Below are 15083 nucleotides of genomic sequence, written 5' to 3'. Positions count from 1 at the left end.
GCCAAACAGGCGGGCTTTTTTTTACTTCATCTTCTCTGGTAATGTCCGAAAAGCAGATTAAAGCCGAATCGCGCACTCGCCGTCCGAGTACTCGTATAATTGGCCGCCAAGACATTATCCGTCACCACGAAAAACTGGAACGGACCGAATTTAGCCGTTAATGCCGCTCCCACATTAGCAAAATCTCCATTTATCATAGAATAAGATACCGAAGCGCCGATATTCCGAATCGGGCGTAAATTAGCGGACAAGGTTATCGCGGGAAAGAAACGTCCATCCATGACCGAGGCTTTTAAGAGACCACCGAAATTAACCCACTCTTTCAACTGATAAGTTGCACCCGCGTATATTTTCGCGTTCAGCATCGTAGTATAGGCCGCCTGCTTATCCGTTAACCGGAAACGATTTTCCAATGAATCGGTCATCTCCTCAAAGGCATCGCCGAAATCCTTATAATTCGGATCATCCTTATTAAGACTATTGGAAAGATCGGCCCCTGTCCAATCAAAACTTGTGTTTTGTTTGAAATTATAAGTATTCTCTTCCCAACGGATAAAACCTAAATCCAACACACTCGCATACAGGGTCAGCTTGTCCAGCAATTTATACTGAGCACCCAAATCCACGCCAAATCCCAGATTACCTGTTCCGATAAGAAATTTGGCATCGACGGCATCCTCATCAAACTCAATATTATCCCACTCCACGTACTCCCCGTCTTTCGTGTACTTTATCGGAGCCGAGACGCGAATATTCTGACGGGAAGAGAGTCGGATCGTATCTCCGTCCGGCGAAGAGTAAACCCCCATCTTCGAATCGGTCATATCGGCATTGGCAATCCCGAATAAAACCTTAAAACGTCCTCCGACGGTCAACCGGTCATTTACTCTCTTGGATAATCCGAAACCTATTTCATTGTATGCCGTTACTTTTAACCCCAAACCACCCCAGTCAAACGTCTGACCAAGATAATTCGCATTACCTTCCTTGAAGAAGGTGATAATATCTTTATTAAAACTAAAGACAATATCATTCTTTTGGGTGATATCGAAAGTTGCATACCAGGAATTAATTCGAAAACCGATGGCTAAAATAGGTACTTCCGTGTTCAAAACGAGGGAATTCTTCTCCCGCAAAGCCTTATGCAAACGGTTCACATCGTAGATTACGGAATCCGCCTTGTCTCCCGTTCCCCATCTTAACAGGTCGTCAACCTTAAAGGCATTGCTGAAATTCAAAGAAATACCGCTTAGTCCGGGTATTCCCACGTAAGTTTTATACTCCGGTTGATAAGCCGGGTTCAATTTCACCCGTTGAGGAGAATTGGATAAAAAATAAAGCGTATTGTTCCCGTCCTGAGCCATCACGAAACAAGGAAAGAGGACAAGAAAAAAAGATATAATAGTAATTATTTTTTTCATTTTGGATACATTTTAATCTTACTTGATACCGAGTTTGACCTTCACTAACACTTTCAATTCAAGTTTGGCGTCCGCTTTCACTTCTACCGGAATTTGTCCGTCACCGGCTGTCATCATGCTGGCGATCAATATCAGATGTTTCGTTCGTTCCAAATTATCTATATTGGTCTCGGACAGCTCCACGATATGTTCCCCCTCCTTTACGGCAATGACATTACCGTCGGCATCGATCTCCGGCACATCGATCAATTCATCCGCATTGATCCGGTCTACCTCCTGAAAATTCTCATCCACCATCAAGAACTCCTTTACCCCGATTTTCAAAGGAGTACCGTTCTTGGCCCTTAAAATCAAGGCCATCTTTTTAATCTGGTCCGGATTATCCAAATCTATATCTTTAATGGTATCCCGGAAAGTAAGATTCTCGGCGCTAAAGTAAAGCGGTATCTCCACTTTCACATCGGCCGATAGTTCCGCGTTTTCCTCAATGACACACGCTGTTTGCACCCCTCCTTCATTAATTATTATATTACCGCTATACGCAACGGAATCTTTAGGCGGTAGGGAAAGTAATTCGTCCACATTGGAATTATCCTTCGTATACCCCTTTTCGTTTACCGTTTCGCCCGTCTCATTAAACGTATCGAAGAGAAGCGGTCCTCCCGTGAAGTGTCTTGTTTCTCCTTCTTTATAAGCTATAAAAGCAGGATCCAGTTTAATCGGGATATCAATTCCCCGGCTCTTCAAAATCAATTTCAACGAGGGATCCGCAAAATAAAAATCACCCGTTATATCATTCCAAAAATCGATATTCATTTCAAAACATCCCGGATCAATAGGGATCATCGGAGGATTTATCTGCCCGATAACCTTATGGAACACGACGTCAGATAATAAAAATTCCAACTTCAAGGACTCCCCGGCCGCTATTTCCACCTCTTGATCTTTCGGAATAAAAAAGTCGATCCGATAACGAATCCGGTCGCTCTCCTCACTCATATCGAACTCCAACTCCCGATCTTCGAAAAAGATACCCGCTTGATTCGCGTTTACAACGCGTTCCATCCTAAAAGGATTACCTGCCTCATCTTGCACGTCGGGCAGGGTCAACGTTACGACATAACTAAAGGAACAAGCCGGAAGCTCCCCGGAAAACCTTACCTTGGCCGAAAGAAAGGAGAGTTTTCCGATTTCTCCGAAATCAAAATGAGCCTCACCCCCCTGACCGGGGATATGAATGTCCCCGGGTAAATTCCCGGTAATTGGAGTTAAAGATAAAATAAGATTTGTGTTCAACGAAATTTGTTGTTCCGGCATATCCCAGAAATCTTTCGCTTCCAAACGCACGATCTCTTTTTCTTCGTAATTAATGATAATCCGGTTATCACGTTCGATCATCGACTCTTCCGGATCATAAGGATTCAATAAATCCCACATGGTATAATTCCCATGTCCTACCGGCAGTATAAAATCAGGCTCCCATTCGATAGCTTCGGTCATTTTGTCCGAGTTAAAAAGCTCCGAATCGCCACAAGAAATAATACACATACCCAATAATGCGATTATCAGGTAGTGTTTCCACACACACACTTTTGTCATAAATTACAGTTATTATTATACTTAATACTTCTTAGAAAACAAATATAAGTATAAAATCAAAAGAAATATCAAAGATGTTAAAAATATTATCTTATAAACCGGTATTTTAATAAACTATCGTTCTCGCTTCCTACATAGAGGTAAAAACCTACCTTTCCGGTATTTTGAAATACGATAGAAAAAGCAGACGTCCCGGTAATCGGAAAACCGTTCGACTGACTCCCTTTGTCCAACAAATACAATTCTGAATGAGATCCATCCAATGTTCCCACACGCGTATCACGGGCTGAAAAACGATACACGTAAGGAAAGCCCAACCGTCCCTCTTTCACTCCTGTTTCCCATAACACCTTACCGTTCCGGTCATACACGTATACATGCTCTCCGTTCGAAAATATGAAATCATCATTTCCGTCTCCATCCGTATCGGCTACATTAAACAGATAGCCGGCCGTAATTTTATCCGGTTTCAACGACCGGGATGCTCCATTAAAATCAACAAACTGCAATTCGCCTCCGGCACTTCCAAAAACCAAAGATTCATTCTGCTCCTTTCCCGTCAAGTAAATCACCGTTCCCGGGAGCAGATCGTATAAAGTTTGCACCTTTACCCGTTCCCGTCCTCTTCGATCCAAAATATAGATTCGATATCGATCGGCAAACACGATATAATCTTTATCCGCAACTCTGAAATAGTATACTTTAGAAACCGGATCATTATCACTTTGAGGCTGACTCCACCCCTCAACGAGATCTCCGGATAACTCATACAAATATATTTTCCGGTCTGCACAGGGAGCGAACACCCGATAATTTCGGTCGTTATCGTAATCATAAACCGTTATACCGGAAGGGCATGAACTCTTAAATGCCAGAGGATAACGAGGTAAATAATTTCCATTCCGATCGATCAGGTAAAGCTTTTCCGAGGTAGAGAAAAGATATTGCAATTTCCCGTTTTTATAAAAATCAACTTGATACACCTCACTATTAATCTTTCCGTCTATCGGCAGTTTCCATAGAATCCTTCCCATATCGTTAATCAAATAGACGGTACGGGAGTCATCTTGTACAAACAATTCCCTCTCCCCATTATTATGATTAACGACAACCACAGGTTTCATCGTGAGTTTAGCGTCTAATTTCGTTTGCCAAACGACTTGTGCCGGCGGCTGCTCGACTTTTTCCGTATTCAGGAAAACGCTTTGATACAACATCTCGTCTTCACTGATCCACTGTAAACCGAACGAAGAAAACACATCTAAACGTTCTTTATTTTGAGTCAGAAAATCCTTCAAGCCATCATTCGCCATATCCCGATAGAAAGGATACATACCTCCCGTTTCCGCCAGATACATCCAGTTGTATTTGGCAGACATCTTCACCCGGGTCTTCTTGTACCAATCCATATCCTGAACATTCAGACGTCGCATATAGTTCTCTGCAAAACGTCGTATGACCGATTCGGAAGAAGCCAATATCAAATAATTATCCTGAATCATGGCAAAGCGAGAAGGTACACCATCCCATATATATCCCCACAATACCCCGGCAAAATCCGTCACGGGCATTTTATAATACGCAACTTTTTTCTCCTGATCCAAAGCGGTCGTTCTCTCGAGAGAAGCTTCATTTATATTAACCTTAACGGCATAGTTCCCAAGCATATTTTTCAATAAAGCCCGTCCCAAACTGCCGGACTTCAAATATACCATCACGAAGCCTTCTTCTTCCTTGTTTTCCGGATCATAGGAAAATACGCCTTTGGCAAACTCTCCCTGTAGCAATTCCCTCCAACTCGCCTCCACTTCCTCTCCGAACAGCCGGGTGAACTCCGATTTTCTTTTCCTCGCGTGTTCAATAATACCTGCCTTGTGACGAAACGTTTCCAATGCCGTCAGATAAGCTCTCGTATCGCTTAAGTTCAAGACCGTAACGGCATTCACGCCGGAAGGAATAACTCCTTCGATACGGGAAGCCATCGGTTGTTGCCCCTTAAAAACATTCAGGAACGTGGCTTTCATTCCGCCATAATACATGAAACCATTAAAACCGATCCCGTCAGATTGAATTTCTCCGTCCAAAGCTCCCCATTTGAACCATTTGGTTGGATCCAAACGAGGAGAAACAACATTCCGGCTCATGTACAGGGGCCATACATCCGAAAAACAAGAAGTATTTAAAAAAATATTCATCCCTGCCGTTTCCGAAAAATAACGGGTTATATTTTTATATACAGGTATACTCTCCGGATCGTTTTTTTTATCCTCACCAATCTGTTTCAACGCGTCTTCCAAATATAATTCGGAATCCGACAATAAAACCATGCCGCCCACCACGGTAAAATAAACTTCCGTCTCCTTATCTCTTAAAGAGTAAATCTTAAATTTATCGTATGAACGTTCTTTAAGCCCCGATTTCGCGTAGTAATCCGCCAAAAAACGAATCACCTCGCTTCGCGAAGCCGCCGGAACCCGATTCAAAATATACAAAAAACGGACACTTTTCTTTCCTTCCCGCCTTAACGCCAAAACCCACGACGTGTTTTCCGTCAATTTCAATTTTTGCAAGGTATCGATGCTCCTGTAAAATATACTTTTCTGATAGTTAGCCCATTCAGTCGCAAACGCTTCTTTCAATCGAGGCGATAAGCTCACATCGGCGCGAACATTCAACACCACGGCCGAATTATTGGGAATAAATGCCTCTTTCGGAACATCCGAACCTTGTTCCCGTTCATTTACCCTCCACAGGATCCAAACGATACATCCCATCAATAAAACTCCCAAAAGGATCAGTACGATTTTCTTGGCCATATCCGAAAAACTTTACGAGAACAAATTTAGCAAAATATTTTATATCCCGGCTTTTTCTTACCTTTGCGATATCGAACAAAAACAAAGCACGGTGGAAAAATACGCTATTTCTGATTTGGTATACAGACTCTCCTGCTCGGGCAAGGAAGAAGAAAATCTTTACGATGAAGCCGAAAAAATAAGAACAACATATATCGGGAACGGGGTTTATTTGCGCGGCCTGATAGAGATATCCAACATCTGCATCAAAGACTGCTTTTATTGCGGGATCAGAAAATCGAACACCGGAACAGCCCGTTATACACTTACCGATCAGGAGATATTGGAAGCCGCAGATTTCGCGTATACTCACCGATTCGGGTCCATCGTGCTACAGGGCGGAGAACGCAATGATTCCTCGTTCGTCCGACGCGTTGAACATTTGCTGAAAGAGATTAAACAGAGAAGTAACAACGAATTGGGTATTACGCTATCATTGGGAGAACAGAGTCGGGAAACCTATCAGCGCTGGTTCGACGCCGGAGCTCATCGCTATCTACTCCGATTCGAGACCTCGAATCCAAACCTTTATTCCAAAATTCATCCGAATAACGCACTGCACTCACACGCCGCAAGACTAAAATGCATCGAATATTTACAGCAATGCGGTTACCAAACAGGTACGGGAGTCATGATCGGACTACCTTTTCAGACCTTGGAAGATCTCGCGAACGATTTGCTTCTTCTCCAGTCCATGGATATCGATATGGTAGGCATGGGACCTTACCTGGAACACCGGGAAACACCCCTTTATGCTCATCGCCACGGATTGTTGTCCTTACCGGAACGTTTAAGGCTGTCCTTACATATGATTGCCTTATTGCGCATTCTCATGCCCGATATTAATATAGCGGCGACCACGGCTTTACAGGCCATCGCACCGGAAGGCAGGGAAAAAGCCATGCAAATCGGAGCGAACGTGGTCATGCCCAATATTACCCCGACGTCCAACCGAACACTTTACAAATTATACGAGAATAAACCCGGTACCCATGAAGGAGCCGATGAGTCCATGAGAAATCTCGAAGCCAGTATACGTCGAAGCGGTTGCCAGGTCATGTACGGTGCATGGGGGGATTCACGTCATTTTTACAAACGGAAATAAGCAAGCGATCACATCGGCAACATCGATTTAAAAGGCTGAAAAGCAGCCAGAATAACCAAAGCTCCCAAAATGGCAATAATTAAACCCGAAACCCGATTGATGGTCACCAGTACCCGTAAACGGAATTTCTTTCTGAAAATATTCACTAAGGTCGAAAGCGTATACCACCAAACACCGCCTCCCAACAACACCCCGACCACAACCAACAATTCACCTAAAACAGAGGCAGACTCCCCGAACACCGACATTCCGGCAAATACAGCCATAAACACGACAATGGTGATCGGATTGGAAACCGTCAGAAAAAAAAGAGAAATATAATCTCCCAATAAGCCTTTCTTACTCACCCGTCCGTTACGCTTTTGCTTGATCTGACGGATCGGGTTATCGAAATAAATCTTCAACCCGATAACGATTAAAAATATTCCCCCGATAATCTGCAATAACAATTCATGAGTTTGTACCGTACTAATCACATATCCTAATCCGAAAGCAGCTACCGAAGCATAAAAAAAGTCTGCCGAAGCGGCTCCCATTCCAGCTATAAAACCGGACAAAGCCCCTTTATGCAGCGTTTTCTGAATAATCAACACCCCCATCGGTCCCAAGGGGATCGACACCATCAACCCTACTAACATACCTTTAAAAAGATAGATTATATCGTACATGCCTTCTTTTATTTCAAATATCTACATTATCTGACGAGAAACGCGTCAGAATAGTTTCATCGTTAATTTCCTTCGATAAAGATTCGATCGTTTTCATTGGAACGTCAAAAATATCTAAAATTAACAAACCGTCCAAACACATATTAAATTTCGGATCAATATTGAATCCTATAATTTTCGCATTCAACGAGATATATTTTTTCAGTAACACAGGTAATTTGTCACTCGAAGGCTCTATATCTCCGATCATCTTGTCCAACACGCCAATATCCTTGTGAGCCACATCAAGCATAACCTGAATTCCGGGTTCATTCGTACCCACCAAGTATTTGGAACGCGGCAGCACGTAACGCGCCAAATCGTAATTATAATGATTAGCCATGATAAATTTCATGATCAGCTCTTTAGATACTTCCGTGTATTTCCCGCTAATAGTTACCGGACCTATCAGATAACGATATTCCGGATTTTTCAACAAAAAGTAAAGGATGCCTTTCCATAACATAAATAGAGGAAGAGGCTTACGTTGATATGCTTCCGTGATAAACGAGCGTCCCAACTCGATAGACTCGTACAGAACAGGCAACATCTCTTTTCTCATTTTAAACAAAGAGTTGATATAGAAACCTTTCATCCCGTAACGATCGACGATCTCTTTCCCCTTACCGACCCGGTACGCACCCACGATTTTTTCTTCCTCTTTATCCCAAATAAACAGGTGATAGTAATACAAATCATACTCGTCCAAATCAATACTACGATTTGTCCCTTCACCTACAGCCCGGAACGTCACTTCCCTCAAACGACCGATCTCATTCAAAACATTAGGAATCTTTACCGACGGGGAACAATAAATGTCATAGTTCTTCATCGTAAACAAAAGATAATCCTCTGCAATGTCGGCTATCTCTTTTTTCAATACATTATTTTCAATTTCCGCCGCGATCGGTTCTGCTTTTGGCATAGCTTTTTGCGATTTTATAAAAAATTTCTTTACCTCCAACGAAGATCCTAATAAATAGGTCTTTGCTCTCAGAAACTTACCGTATTGTACTATATCGTGAAACGAATTCTGACTTTCTACCGATATAGGATTCCCGATACGCAATTTCACTACCCGATTTTTTTTATTCAATAATTCAGAGGGCAATTTCACGTTACGCAGCATCGGATGGATCAACCCCAGCAGGTAAAATAACAAGCTATTGGAACCTTTGAAATAGATCGGCACAACGGGAACCTTTGCCATTTTAATCAGCTTTAACGCGGGCAAATTCCATTCCGGATCCTCCACGTGATTGGAATCCGGTTGATAAGAAGAAACATCCCCGGCAGGGAAAACTCCTAAAGGCTTGCCCGACAGTACATGGCGCATAGCCTCTTTCAGTCCTCCCGATTTAACATTCATACGTTGCTCTTCCCGAGGTTCCATTCCCAAAAAATATTCCTGTATCGGGACGATCTTTTTTAACAAAAAATTGGCCAATACTTTATAATCGGGACGAATTTTACTCAATATTTTTACCAAGATTATCCCGTCCAATCCGCCGAAAGGATGGTTTGACACCGTTATAAAAGGACCCGCCTCCGGAATCTTCTGCAAATCCTCATCGCTGATCTCAACCGTGACTCCCAATGTATCAATTAAACTATCAAGAAAAACTTCAGGATTATCATCGTATACTTTCGAACAGAGTTTATTTAATTTGTTCAATCGCAAAATATACATGACCAATCTTGCCATCAAACTATTACCGAAAGGATTAAATCCGCGCATAGGCAATAAATCTCCCGAATTAATTAATTTCATTTATACTTCTTTTAACTCCTTTTCAGGACACAATCAACTCTTTTACAACACCTTCACCTACCCGGTCATTCAAAGCTTTTAACAGCCCTTCTTTAACCAACAGGATTTCATTCTTTACGACAGACGAGGAGAAGCTAACAAAAAGCTTGCCATCGACCATCCGCAAATTTTTTGTTTTCGAGGCTATCATTCCCCCTACCACCTCCGGCCAAAGTTGACATACTTCTCTCTCTTTGAAACGTTGAGTTAATCCCATCTGTTTCAAATAAAGTCTCATCAACTCATCCATCTTCAATGTTTTGCCTTGCTTCACGACGTATTTTTAATTATAAGCCAAAGGGATTACACGGATGCAAATACCCAAGACTTTCTAACTTGCAAAAATACCATTTTATTCGATAAAACAAAGAATCACACACCCACCTCTTTTATAACACCCTCATCTACTACAAAAATCTTAAAAGACGAGGCGTGCTGTTTTATGATTTCATCTATATGCAACCGGTTCGTATCCGTAATAAACACTTGTCCAAACGTTTTTTCCGAAACAATTCCCACGATTCGACTTACCCTTAAGGTATCCAATTTATCAAATATATCATCTAACAAGAGTAAAGGCTTTATTCCGTTTCGTGCCGATAAATAAACGAACTGAGCAAATTTCAAAGCCACCAAAAAACTCTTTTTTTGTCCCTGCGATCCCATTTTCTTTACGGGATATCCTCCCAATTCAAGTCCCAGATCATCCCGGTGTATTCCGACCGTCGTATACGTCAATATTCTATCCCGCTCAAAACTCTCTTTCAGGGAAGCAAGCAGATCGTCATGTTTGATCGTTGTCGCGTACGTTAACGAAACTTGCTCTTTTCCTGAAGCAAGCAGATCGTAGTAATGTTGAAAAACAGTACTCATTTCGTAAACGAAGTCGCGGCGTTTTTTTAAAATAAACATTCCGCTTTCGGCCAACTGCTCATCCCAAACCGCCAGCATATCCATATCCATTCCCCGCCCGGCATATTCTTTCAGCATCGTATTTCTTTGCACTAAAATCCGGTTATAACGAATCAAACGCGCTAAATACTCTTTGTCTTGCTGGCTAATCACCCCATCGATAAAACGGCGTCTCTCCTCACTTCCCCCATCTATTAAAACCGTATCCGCGGGAGAAACCATTACCAACGGCAACAACCCGATATGATCGGACAGACGATCGTACGCTTTCTTGTTTTTCTTAAACACTTTTTTTTGACCCCGTTTCACCCCACAATACGCCTCTATCCTCTCGCCTTGCCGTTCATAATTGCCTTGCAATACGAAAAAAGGCTCTCCATGACGAATATTTTGTACATCCGGTAAGTTGAAATAACTTTTACACATGGATAATTGATAAATAGCGTCCAGCACATTCGTTTTCCCGGCCCCGTTGTTTCCTACAAAACAATTAAAACCGGAACAGCATTCGATCTGAGCCTCCGATATATTTTTATAATTAACAATATCCAAATTTTTTATTTCCATCTTGATATTTTATAGATTAGAGCCTCACACCCCCTCCCTACTTTTCCCCAAAAGTAAGGAAAAGTAAAATAGATTTTATCGAATGCAGAATTTTTTGCACAAAATTTCACGGAGGCTCTCGGCATATGAAAAAAAAAACTATTTTTGCAGGTCGATGAATGATGTGTAATATATAACAAAAACATATAACGATGTCAAAAGAGAAACAAAAACACGGAGATGGCTTCGAACAAATTGAAGAAGTTACGATATCAACGGAACAATTCATTGAGAAGAATCAGAATTTATTAATCAAAATCATCATTGCGATTATCGTTGTAATCGGTGTTGTATTGGGATACCATAAGTTCTACAAGCAACCTCTCGCCAAAGAGGCAATGAATCAAATGTTCATGGCTGAAAATTTCTTTGCAAAGGATTCATTCAACTTAGCTCTTAACGGAGAGGGGGATGTTCTTGGTTTTCTCGATATTATTGAAAAATACGGTTCCACGCCCAGTGGTAATTTAGCGAACTATTATGCCGGACTATGCTACCTCTATAACGGAGATTACAATAATGCCATCAAATATTTGGAAAAATTCTCATCCGATGATCTTGTATTCAATTCGTTAGCAAAATCAAATATCGGGGATGCTTACATGCAGTTAGGCGATTACAAGAAAGCGGCCGATTACTATAAAAAAGCGGCCAACGAAGATACGAACGAATTGACTGCTCCCATCATTTTGATGAAGGCAGGACTCGCTTTTGAAAAAGCAAACGATTACAAGTCGGCTTTAACCATGTACGAGAGAATTGAAAAAGAATTCACCTCTTCCATGGAGTTCCGCGATATCGAAAAATACATCACGCGAACCAAGGAGAAGATAAAATAATATCTTTTGATTCGATATAAAAAAATCCCCGGAAATTCCGGGGATTTTTTTTATTACAAACCCTAAATTATCAATGTATCTCTCCGATTTTACATACTTCAATAAAAGAAGCCCCCTTGCCATGCCCGAAACTTCCGCCCACGACAACGACATAATCGTCCGCACGAATCCCTCTCTTCATCAACATAGCCGGTAAATCATTCATGAATTCATCACGAGACATCGGTTTTTCGGTAAAATAAGGATAGATGCCGAAGGAGAGCGAAAGCTCCCGCATCACTTGATCGTTATAACAACGGGCAAACACGGGCAAATCCCCCCGGAAAGCCGCAAGATAGTGCGCAGTACGCCCCGACAAGGTATCCACGACAATAGCTTTCACGGGCAAAATAGTGGCAGTCTTAACCGCGGCACGAGCCAACGCCGCCGTGATCTCATTATTAATCCGAACCAGACTCCGGCTTGCATCCGGAGCCACCGAACATTCGTTCTCCTCCGCCACGTTCCGCATTACGGTAACAGCCTCTACCGGATAAGCCCCGTAAGCGGTCTCCCCACTCAACATGATCGCATCCGTTCCCATATAAATGGCATTCGCGATATCGCTAATTTCAGCCCGGGTAGGTCTCGGATGCTCTATCATCGTATGGAGCATCTGCGTGGCTATTATCACGGGTTTCTTACTTTCAATACATTTATTGACAATATAACGCTGAATACGAGGTATCTTCTCCGCCTCTATTTCAATTCCCAGATCCCCCCGGGCAACCATCACTCCATAAGCATAATCCAAAATCTCGTCGATATTATCAACTCCTTCTTGATTTTCAATTTTAGCGATGATCTTTATCTTACTCTGTCGGGCATCCAATAGCTGTTGCACCGCAATCACGTCCTCCTTATTACGTACAAAGGAATGAGCAATAAAATCCACATTATTATCTATCGCAAAATTGATAAACAACTTGTCCTTATCGCTTAAGGATTGCAATTTCAAATTAGCCCCGGGAACATTCACACTTTTCCGATCTTTTATCACGGCCTCGTTGGTCGCCATTACCTCCAAATAATGTGCATACTTTTCCACAACGACCAATTCTACATCCCCGTCGTCGATCAAGATACGATCTCCTGTCTTAATATCATCCGCAAAATAAGGATAAGAGACGTGGATTAATTTTCCTTCCATCTTTAAATCCATATCTCCGGTAAGAAAGAGACACTCTCCCTTCTCCACGTGAAACGGATTCTCTATTAACGTAGTTCTCACTTCCGGCCCCTTGGTATCGACTAAAATAGCGATATCCCCGGAAACGGTACGCACGTTGTCTATCACTTTTTTAGCCTGCTCTATATTCTGATGTGCCGTATTCAAACGAACCACGTTCATTCCCGCACGATACAGATTTTGTAAAAAATCCACATCGCATCTCTTATCCGATATGGTTGCTACAATCTTTGTTTTTTTCATATAAACCGATTACTAAACGACATTAATTCTTATCGAAACTTCTCTTTATTTTCAGTTTCTCCTGTAAAATATCTACGAAAAGAAACAAAAAAAGATTGGAAAAATTTTCTTTTTTAAAGAAACGCCCGCAAGGCCAGCTCGTAGGATTTCAATCCGAACCCGGTTATCACCCCTCGACAAACCGCAGTCAAATAAGACTTATGTCTGAATTCTTCCCGTTTGGCCGTATTGGAAATATGCACCTCGATTACAGGCGTCTCGATCGCGGCAATCGCATCCGCTATGGCAATAGAAGTATGTGTATAGGCCCCGGCATTCAATATAATCCCGTCATAAGAAAAACCTGCTTCATGCAATTTATCGATCAATTCCCCCTCTATATTGGATTGAAAATAACCGATCGCCACGTCCGGATACTCTCTCCTTAATGCTTCCATATAAGCGTCAAAAGAGGTCTCCCCGTAAATCGATTTTTCTCTGACACCCAAAAGATTCAGATTGGGACCATTTATAATTAATAGTTTCATACTTTTCGTTTTTATTCTTCTGCAAAATTAACAAAAAACGATCGTAAACAGGTCATTTATCTCTCAGAATATTAATTTTTTATTATGACATTTATCTGAACCTTTTCTTTGTTAAACTTACCAAATGGTGTCGGTCGCATATAAAAATCACTTATCTTTAGCCATCGAATTTCCCATGTTTATCCCTCTGTATTACCTTCATTGAATTGAAGGTAGGGATATATAGGGTATATAAACTGATAATACTTAATTCACAAACATGATGACCTGGAATGAAGCGATAGATAATTTTAAAACGTACTTAACTTTAGAAAAATCTCTTTCAAGCAATTCAGTAGAAGCTTACCTGAACGATATAAAAAAGTTAGCCGCATTCAGTTTACAATCAGAACCGCAACTTCAACCCGAAGAGATCACATATGCTATCCTTAACAACCATTTATCCCGATTAAAAGATTCCGGTATCACAGCCAGAAGTCAAGCCAGAAGTATTTCCAGCATAAAATCCTTTTTTAAATTTATGGTTTACGATGAAGTGATTACCGTTAACCCCGCAGCCTCTTTAGATACTCCGAAAATAGGGAAAGCATTACCGTCGGTATTGAGCGTAGAGGAGATCGAGGCCATGATTGATGCGGTAAACCTGAAGAAGCCGGAAGGACAACGCAATAAAGCTATCATAGAGACGCTGTACTCTTGCGGACTACGCGTATCGGAACTGGTAAACCTGAAACTTTCCAATATCAATTTCAGAGTGGGCTACATTAAAATTGAAGGAAAAGGCAATAAAGAACGCTTAGTGCCTTTAAACAATAAAGCGAAAGACGAAATACGAATATACACGAAAACGCACAGGGCCGCCATTCCTAAAGCCAAAGGGTATGAAGACGTCCTTTTCCTAAATAAAAAAGGAAAAGCTCTTTCGAGAGTAATGGTATTCAATATCATAAAGGAATTAGCCTTAAAAGCAGGTATCAATAAAACCGTCTCTCCGCATACCCTCCGACACTCGTTTGCCTCACATCTTGTAAACGGAGGAGCCGACATACGGGCCGTTCAGGATATGCTGGGACACGAATCTATTCTTACCACGGAAATTTATACCCACCTGGACAATACTTTTTTAAGGGATACCATCATAAATTTCCATCCGAGGGCAAAAAATTCCCGCAAATGATCACTATCTTTGCCTATTCTTCATTTTTACATAAAAGAAGAAGTTTTAATTCAA

General features: G+C 41.6%; 12 protein-coding genes. 3 read left to right on the top strand and 9 right to left on the bottom strand.

What is annotated here, in order from left to right; genetic code table 11:
* Positions 1 to 26 precede the first annotated feature (26 nt).
* The 3 genes from BN3283_RS02075 to BN3283_RS02065 form a co-directional block, all read right to left on the bottom strand.
* The gene (locus BN3283_RS02075; protein ID WP_059025479.1) at positions 27 to 1421 is read right to left on the bottom strand and encodes a DUF5723 family protein; all 1395 of its coding nucleotides are present in this window, start codon (positions 1419 to 1421) and stop codon (positions 27 to 29) included.
* An 18-nt stretch (positions 1422 to 1439) separates the two neighbouring features.
* Entirely contained in the window at positions 1440 to 3020 is a 1581-nt protein-coding gene (locus BN3283_RS02070) for a hypothetical protein (RefSeq protein ID WP_147625516.1), read from the bottom strand.
* A gap of 86 nt (positions 3021 to 3106) precedes the next feature.
* A complete protein-coding gene (locus BN3283_RS02065) occupies positions 3107 to 5836 on the bottom strand; it encodes a hypothetical protein (protein ID WP_070807439.1) in 2730 nt (909 codons plus the stop codon).
* Between the two features lie 91 nt (positions 5837 to 5927).
* On the opposite strand from BN3283_RS02065, the gene hydE reads away from it, so the two are divergent.
* Positions 5928 to 6980, top strand: a complete 1053-nt coding sequence (hydE, locus tag BN3283_RS02060) for a [FeFe] hydrogenase H-cluster radical SAM maturase HydE (RefSeq protein WP_082667047.1) — start codon at positions 5928 to 5930, stop codon at positions 6978 to 6980.
* Positions 6981 to 6988: 8 nt separating this feature from the next.
* On the opposite strand, the gene BN3283_RS02055 is transcribed toward hydE, so the two are convergent.
* The 4 genes from BN3283_RS02055 to recF form a co-directional block, all read right to left on the bottom strand.
* Positions 6989 to 7648 (bottom strand): LysE family translocator, encoded by a 660-nt coding sequence (locus BN3283_RS02055; protein ID WP_041502277.1) that lies wholly within the window; start codon positions 7646 to 7648, stop codon positions 6989 to 6991.
* Between the two features lie 13 nt (positions 7649 to 7661).
* Positions 7662 to 9458, bottom strand: a complete 1797-nt coding sequence (locus tag BN3283_RS02050; RefSeq protein ID WP_041502278.1) for a bifunctional lysophospholipid acyltransferase family protein/GNAT family N-acetyltransferase — start codon at positions 9456 to 9458, stop codon at positions 7662 to 7664.
* A gap of 22 nt (positions 9459 to 9480) precedes the next feature.
* Positions 9481 to 9771, bottom strand: a complete 291-nt coding sequence (locus BN3283_RS02045) for a DciA family protein (RefSeq protein ID WP_236684935.1) — start codon at positions 9769 to 9771, stop codon at positions 9481 to 9483.
* A 98-nt stretch (positions 9772 to 9869) separates the two neighbouring features.
* Complete coding sequence (gene recF / locus BN3283_RS02040; protein ID WP_059025476.1) at positions 9870 to 10976, bottom strand: DNA replication/repair protein RecF; 1107 nt, start codon at positions 10974 to 10976, stop codon at positions 9870 to 9872.
* A 191-nt stretch (positions 10977 to 11167) separates the two neighbouring features.
* Between recF and BN3283_RS02035 the strand changes: the two genes are divergently transcribed.
* On the top strand, positions 11168 to 11854 hold the full coding sequence (locus tag BN3283_RS02035; RefSeq protein WP_041502281.1) for a tetratricopeptide repeat protein: 687 nt from the start codon (positions 11168 to 11170) through the stop codon (positions 11852 to 11854).
* 70 nt (positions 11855 to 11924) lie between these two features.
* On the opposite strand, the gene pyk is transcribed toward BN3283_RS02035, so the two are convergent.
* Positions 11925 to 13325 carry a pyruvate kinase gene (gene pyk / locus BN3283_RS02030; protein WP_059025475.1) on the bottom strand — a complete coding sequence of 467 codons (1401 nt, stop codon included), beginning with the start codon at positions 13323 to 13325 and terminating at the stop codon, positions 11925 to 11927.
* Positions 13326 to 13438: 113 nt separating this feature from the next.
* Complete coding sequence (gene aroQ, locus BN3283_RS02025) at positions 13439 to 13852, bottom strand: type II 3-dehydroquinate dehydratase (protein WP_041502283.1); 414 nt, start codon at positions 13850 to 13852, stop codon at positions 13439 to 13441.
* 262 nt (positions 13853 to 14114) lie between these two features.
* Here aroQ and xerD point away from each other — a divergent pair, with 262 nt between their 5' ends.
* Positions 14115 to 15029 (top strand): site-specific tyrosine recombinase XerD, encoded by a 915-nt coding sequence (xerD, locus tag BN3283_RS02020; protein ID WP_041504847.1) that lies wholly within the window; start codon positions 14115 to 14117, stop codon positions 15027 to 15029.
* The last annotated feature ends 54 nt before the right edge of the window (positions 15030 to 15083 follow it).

The organism is Gabonibacter massiliensis, assembly GCA_001487125.1.
Taxonomy (GTDB): domain Bacteria; phylum Bacteroidota; class Bacteroidia; order Bacteroidales; family Marinifilaceae; genus Gabonibacter; species Gabonibacter massiliensis.
The sequence above is the reverse complement of the archived record's forward strand: the minus strand, read 5'-3'. Positions and strand labels throughout refer to the sequence as shown.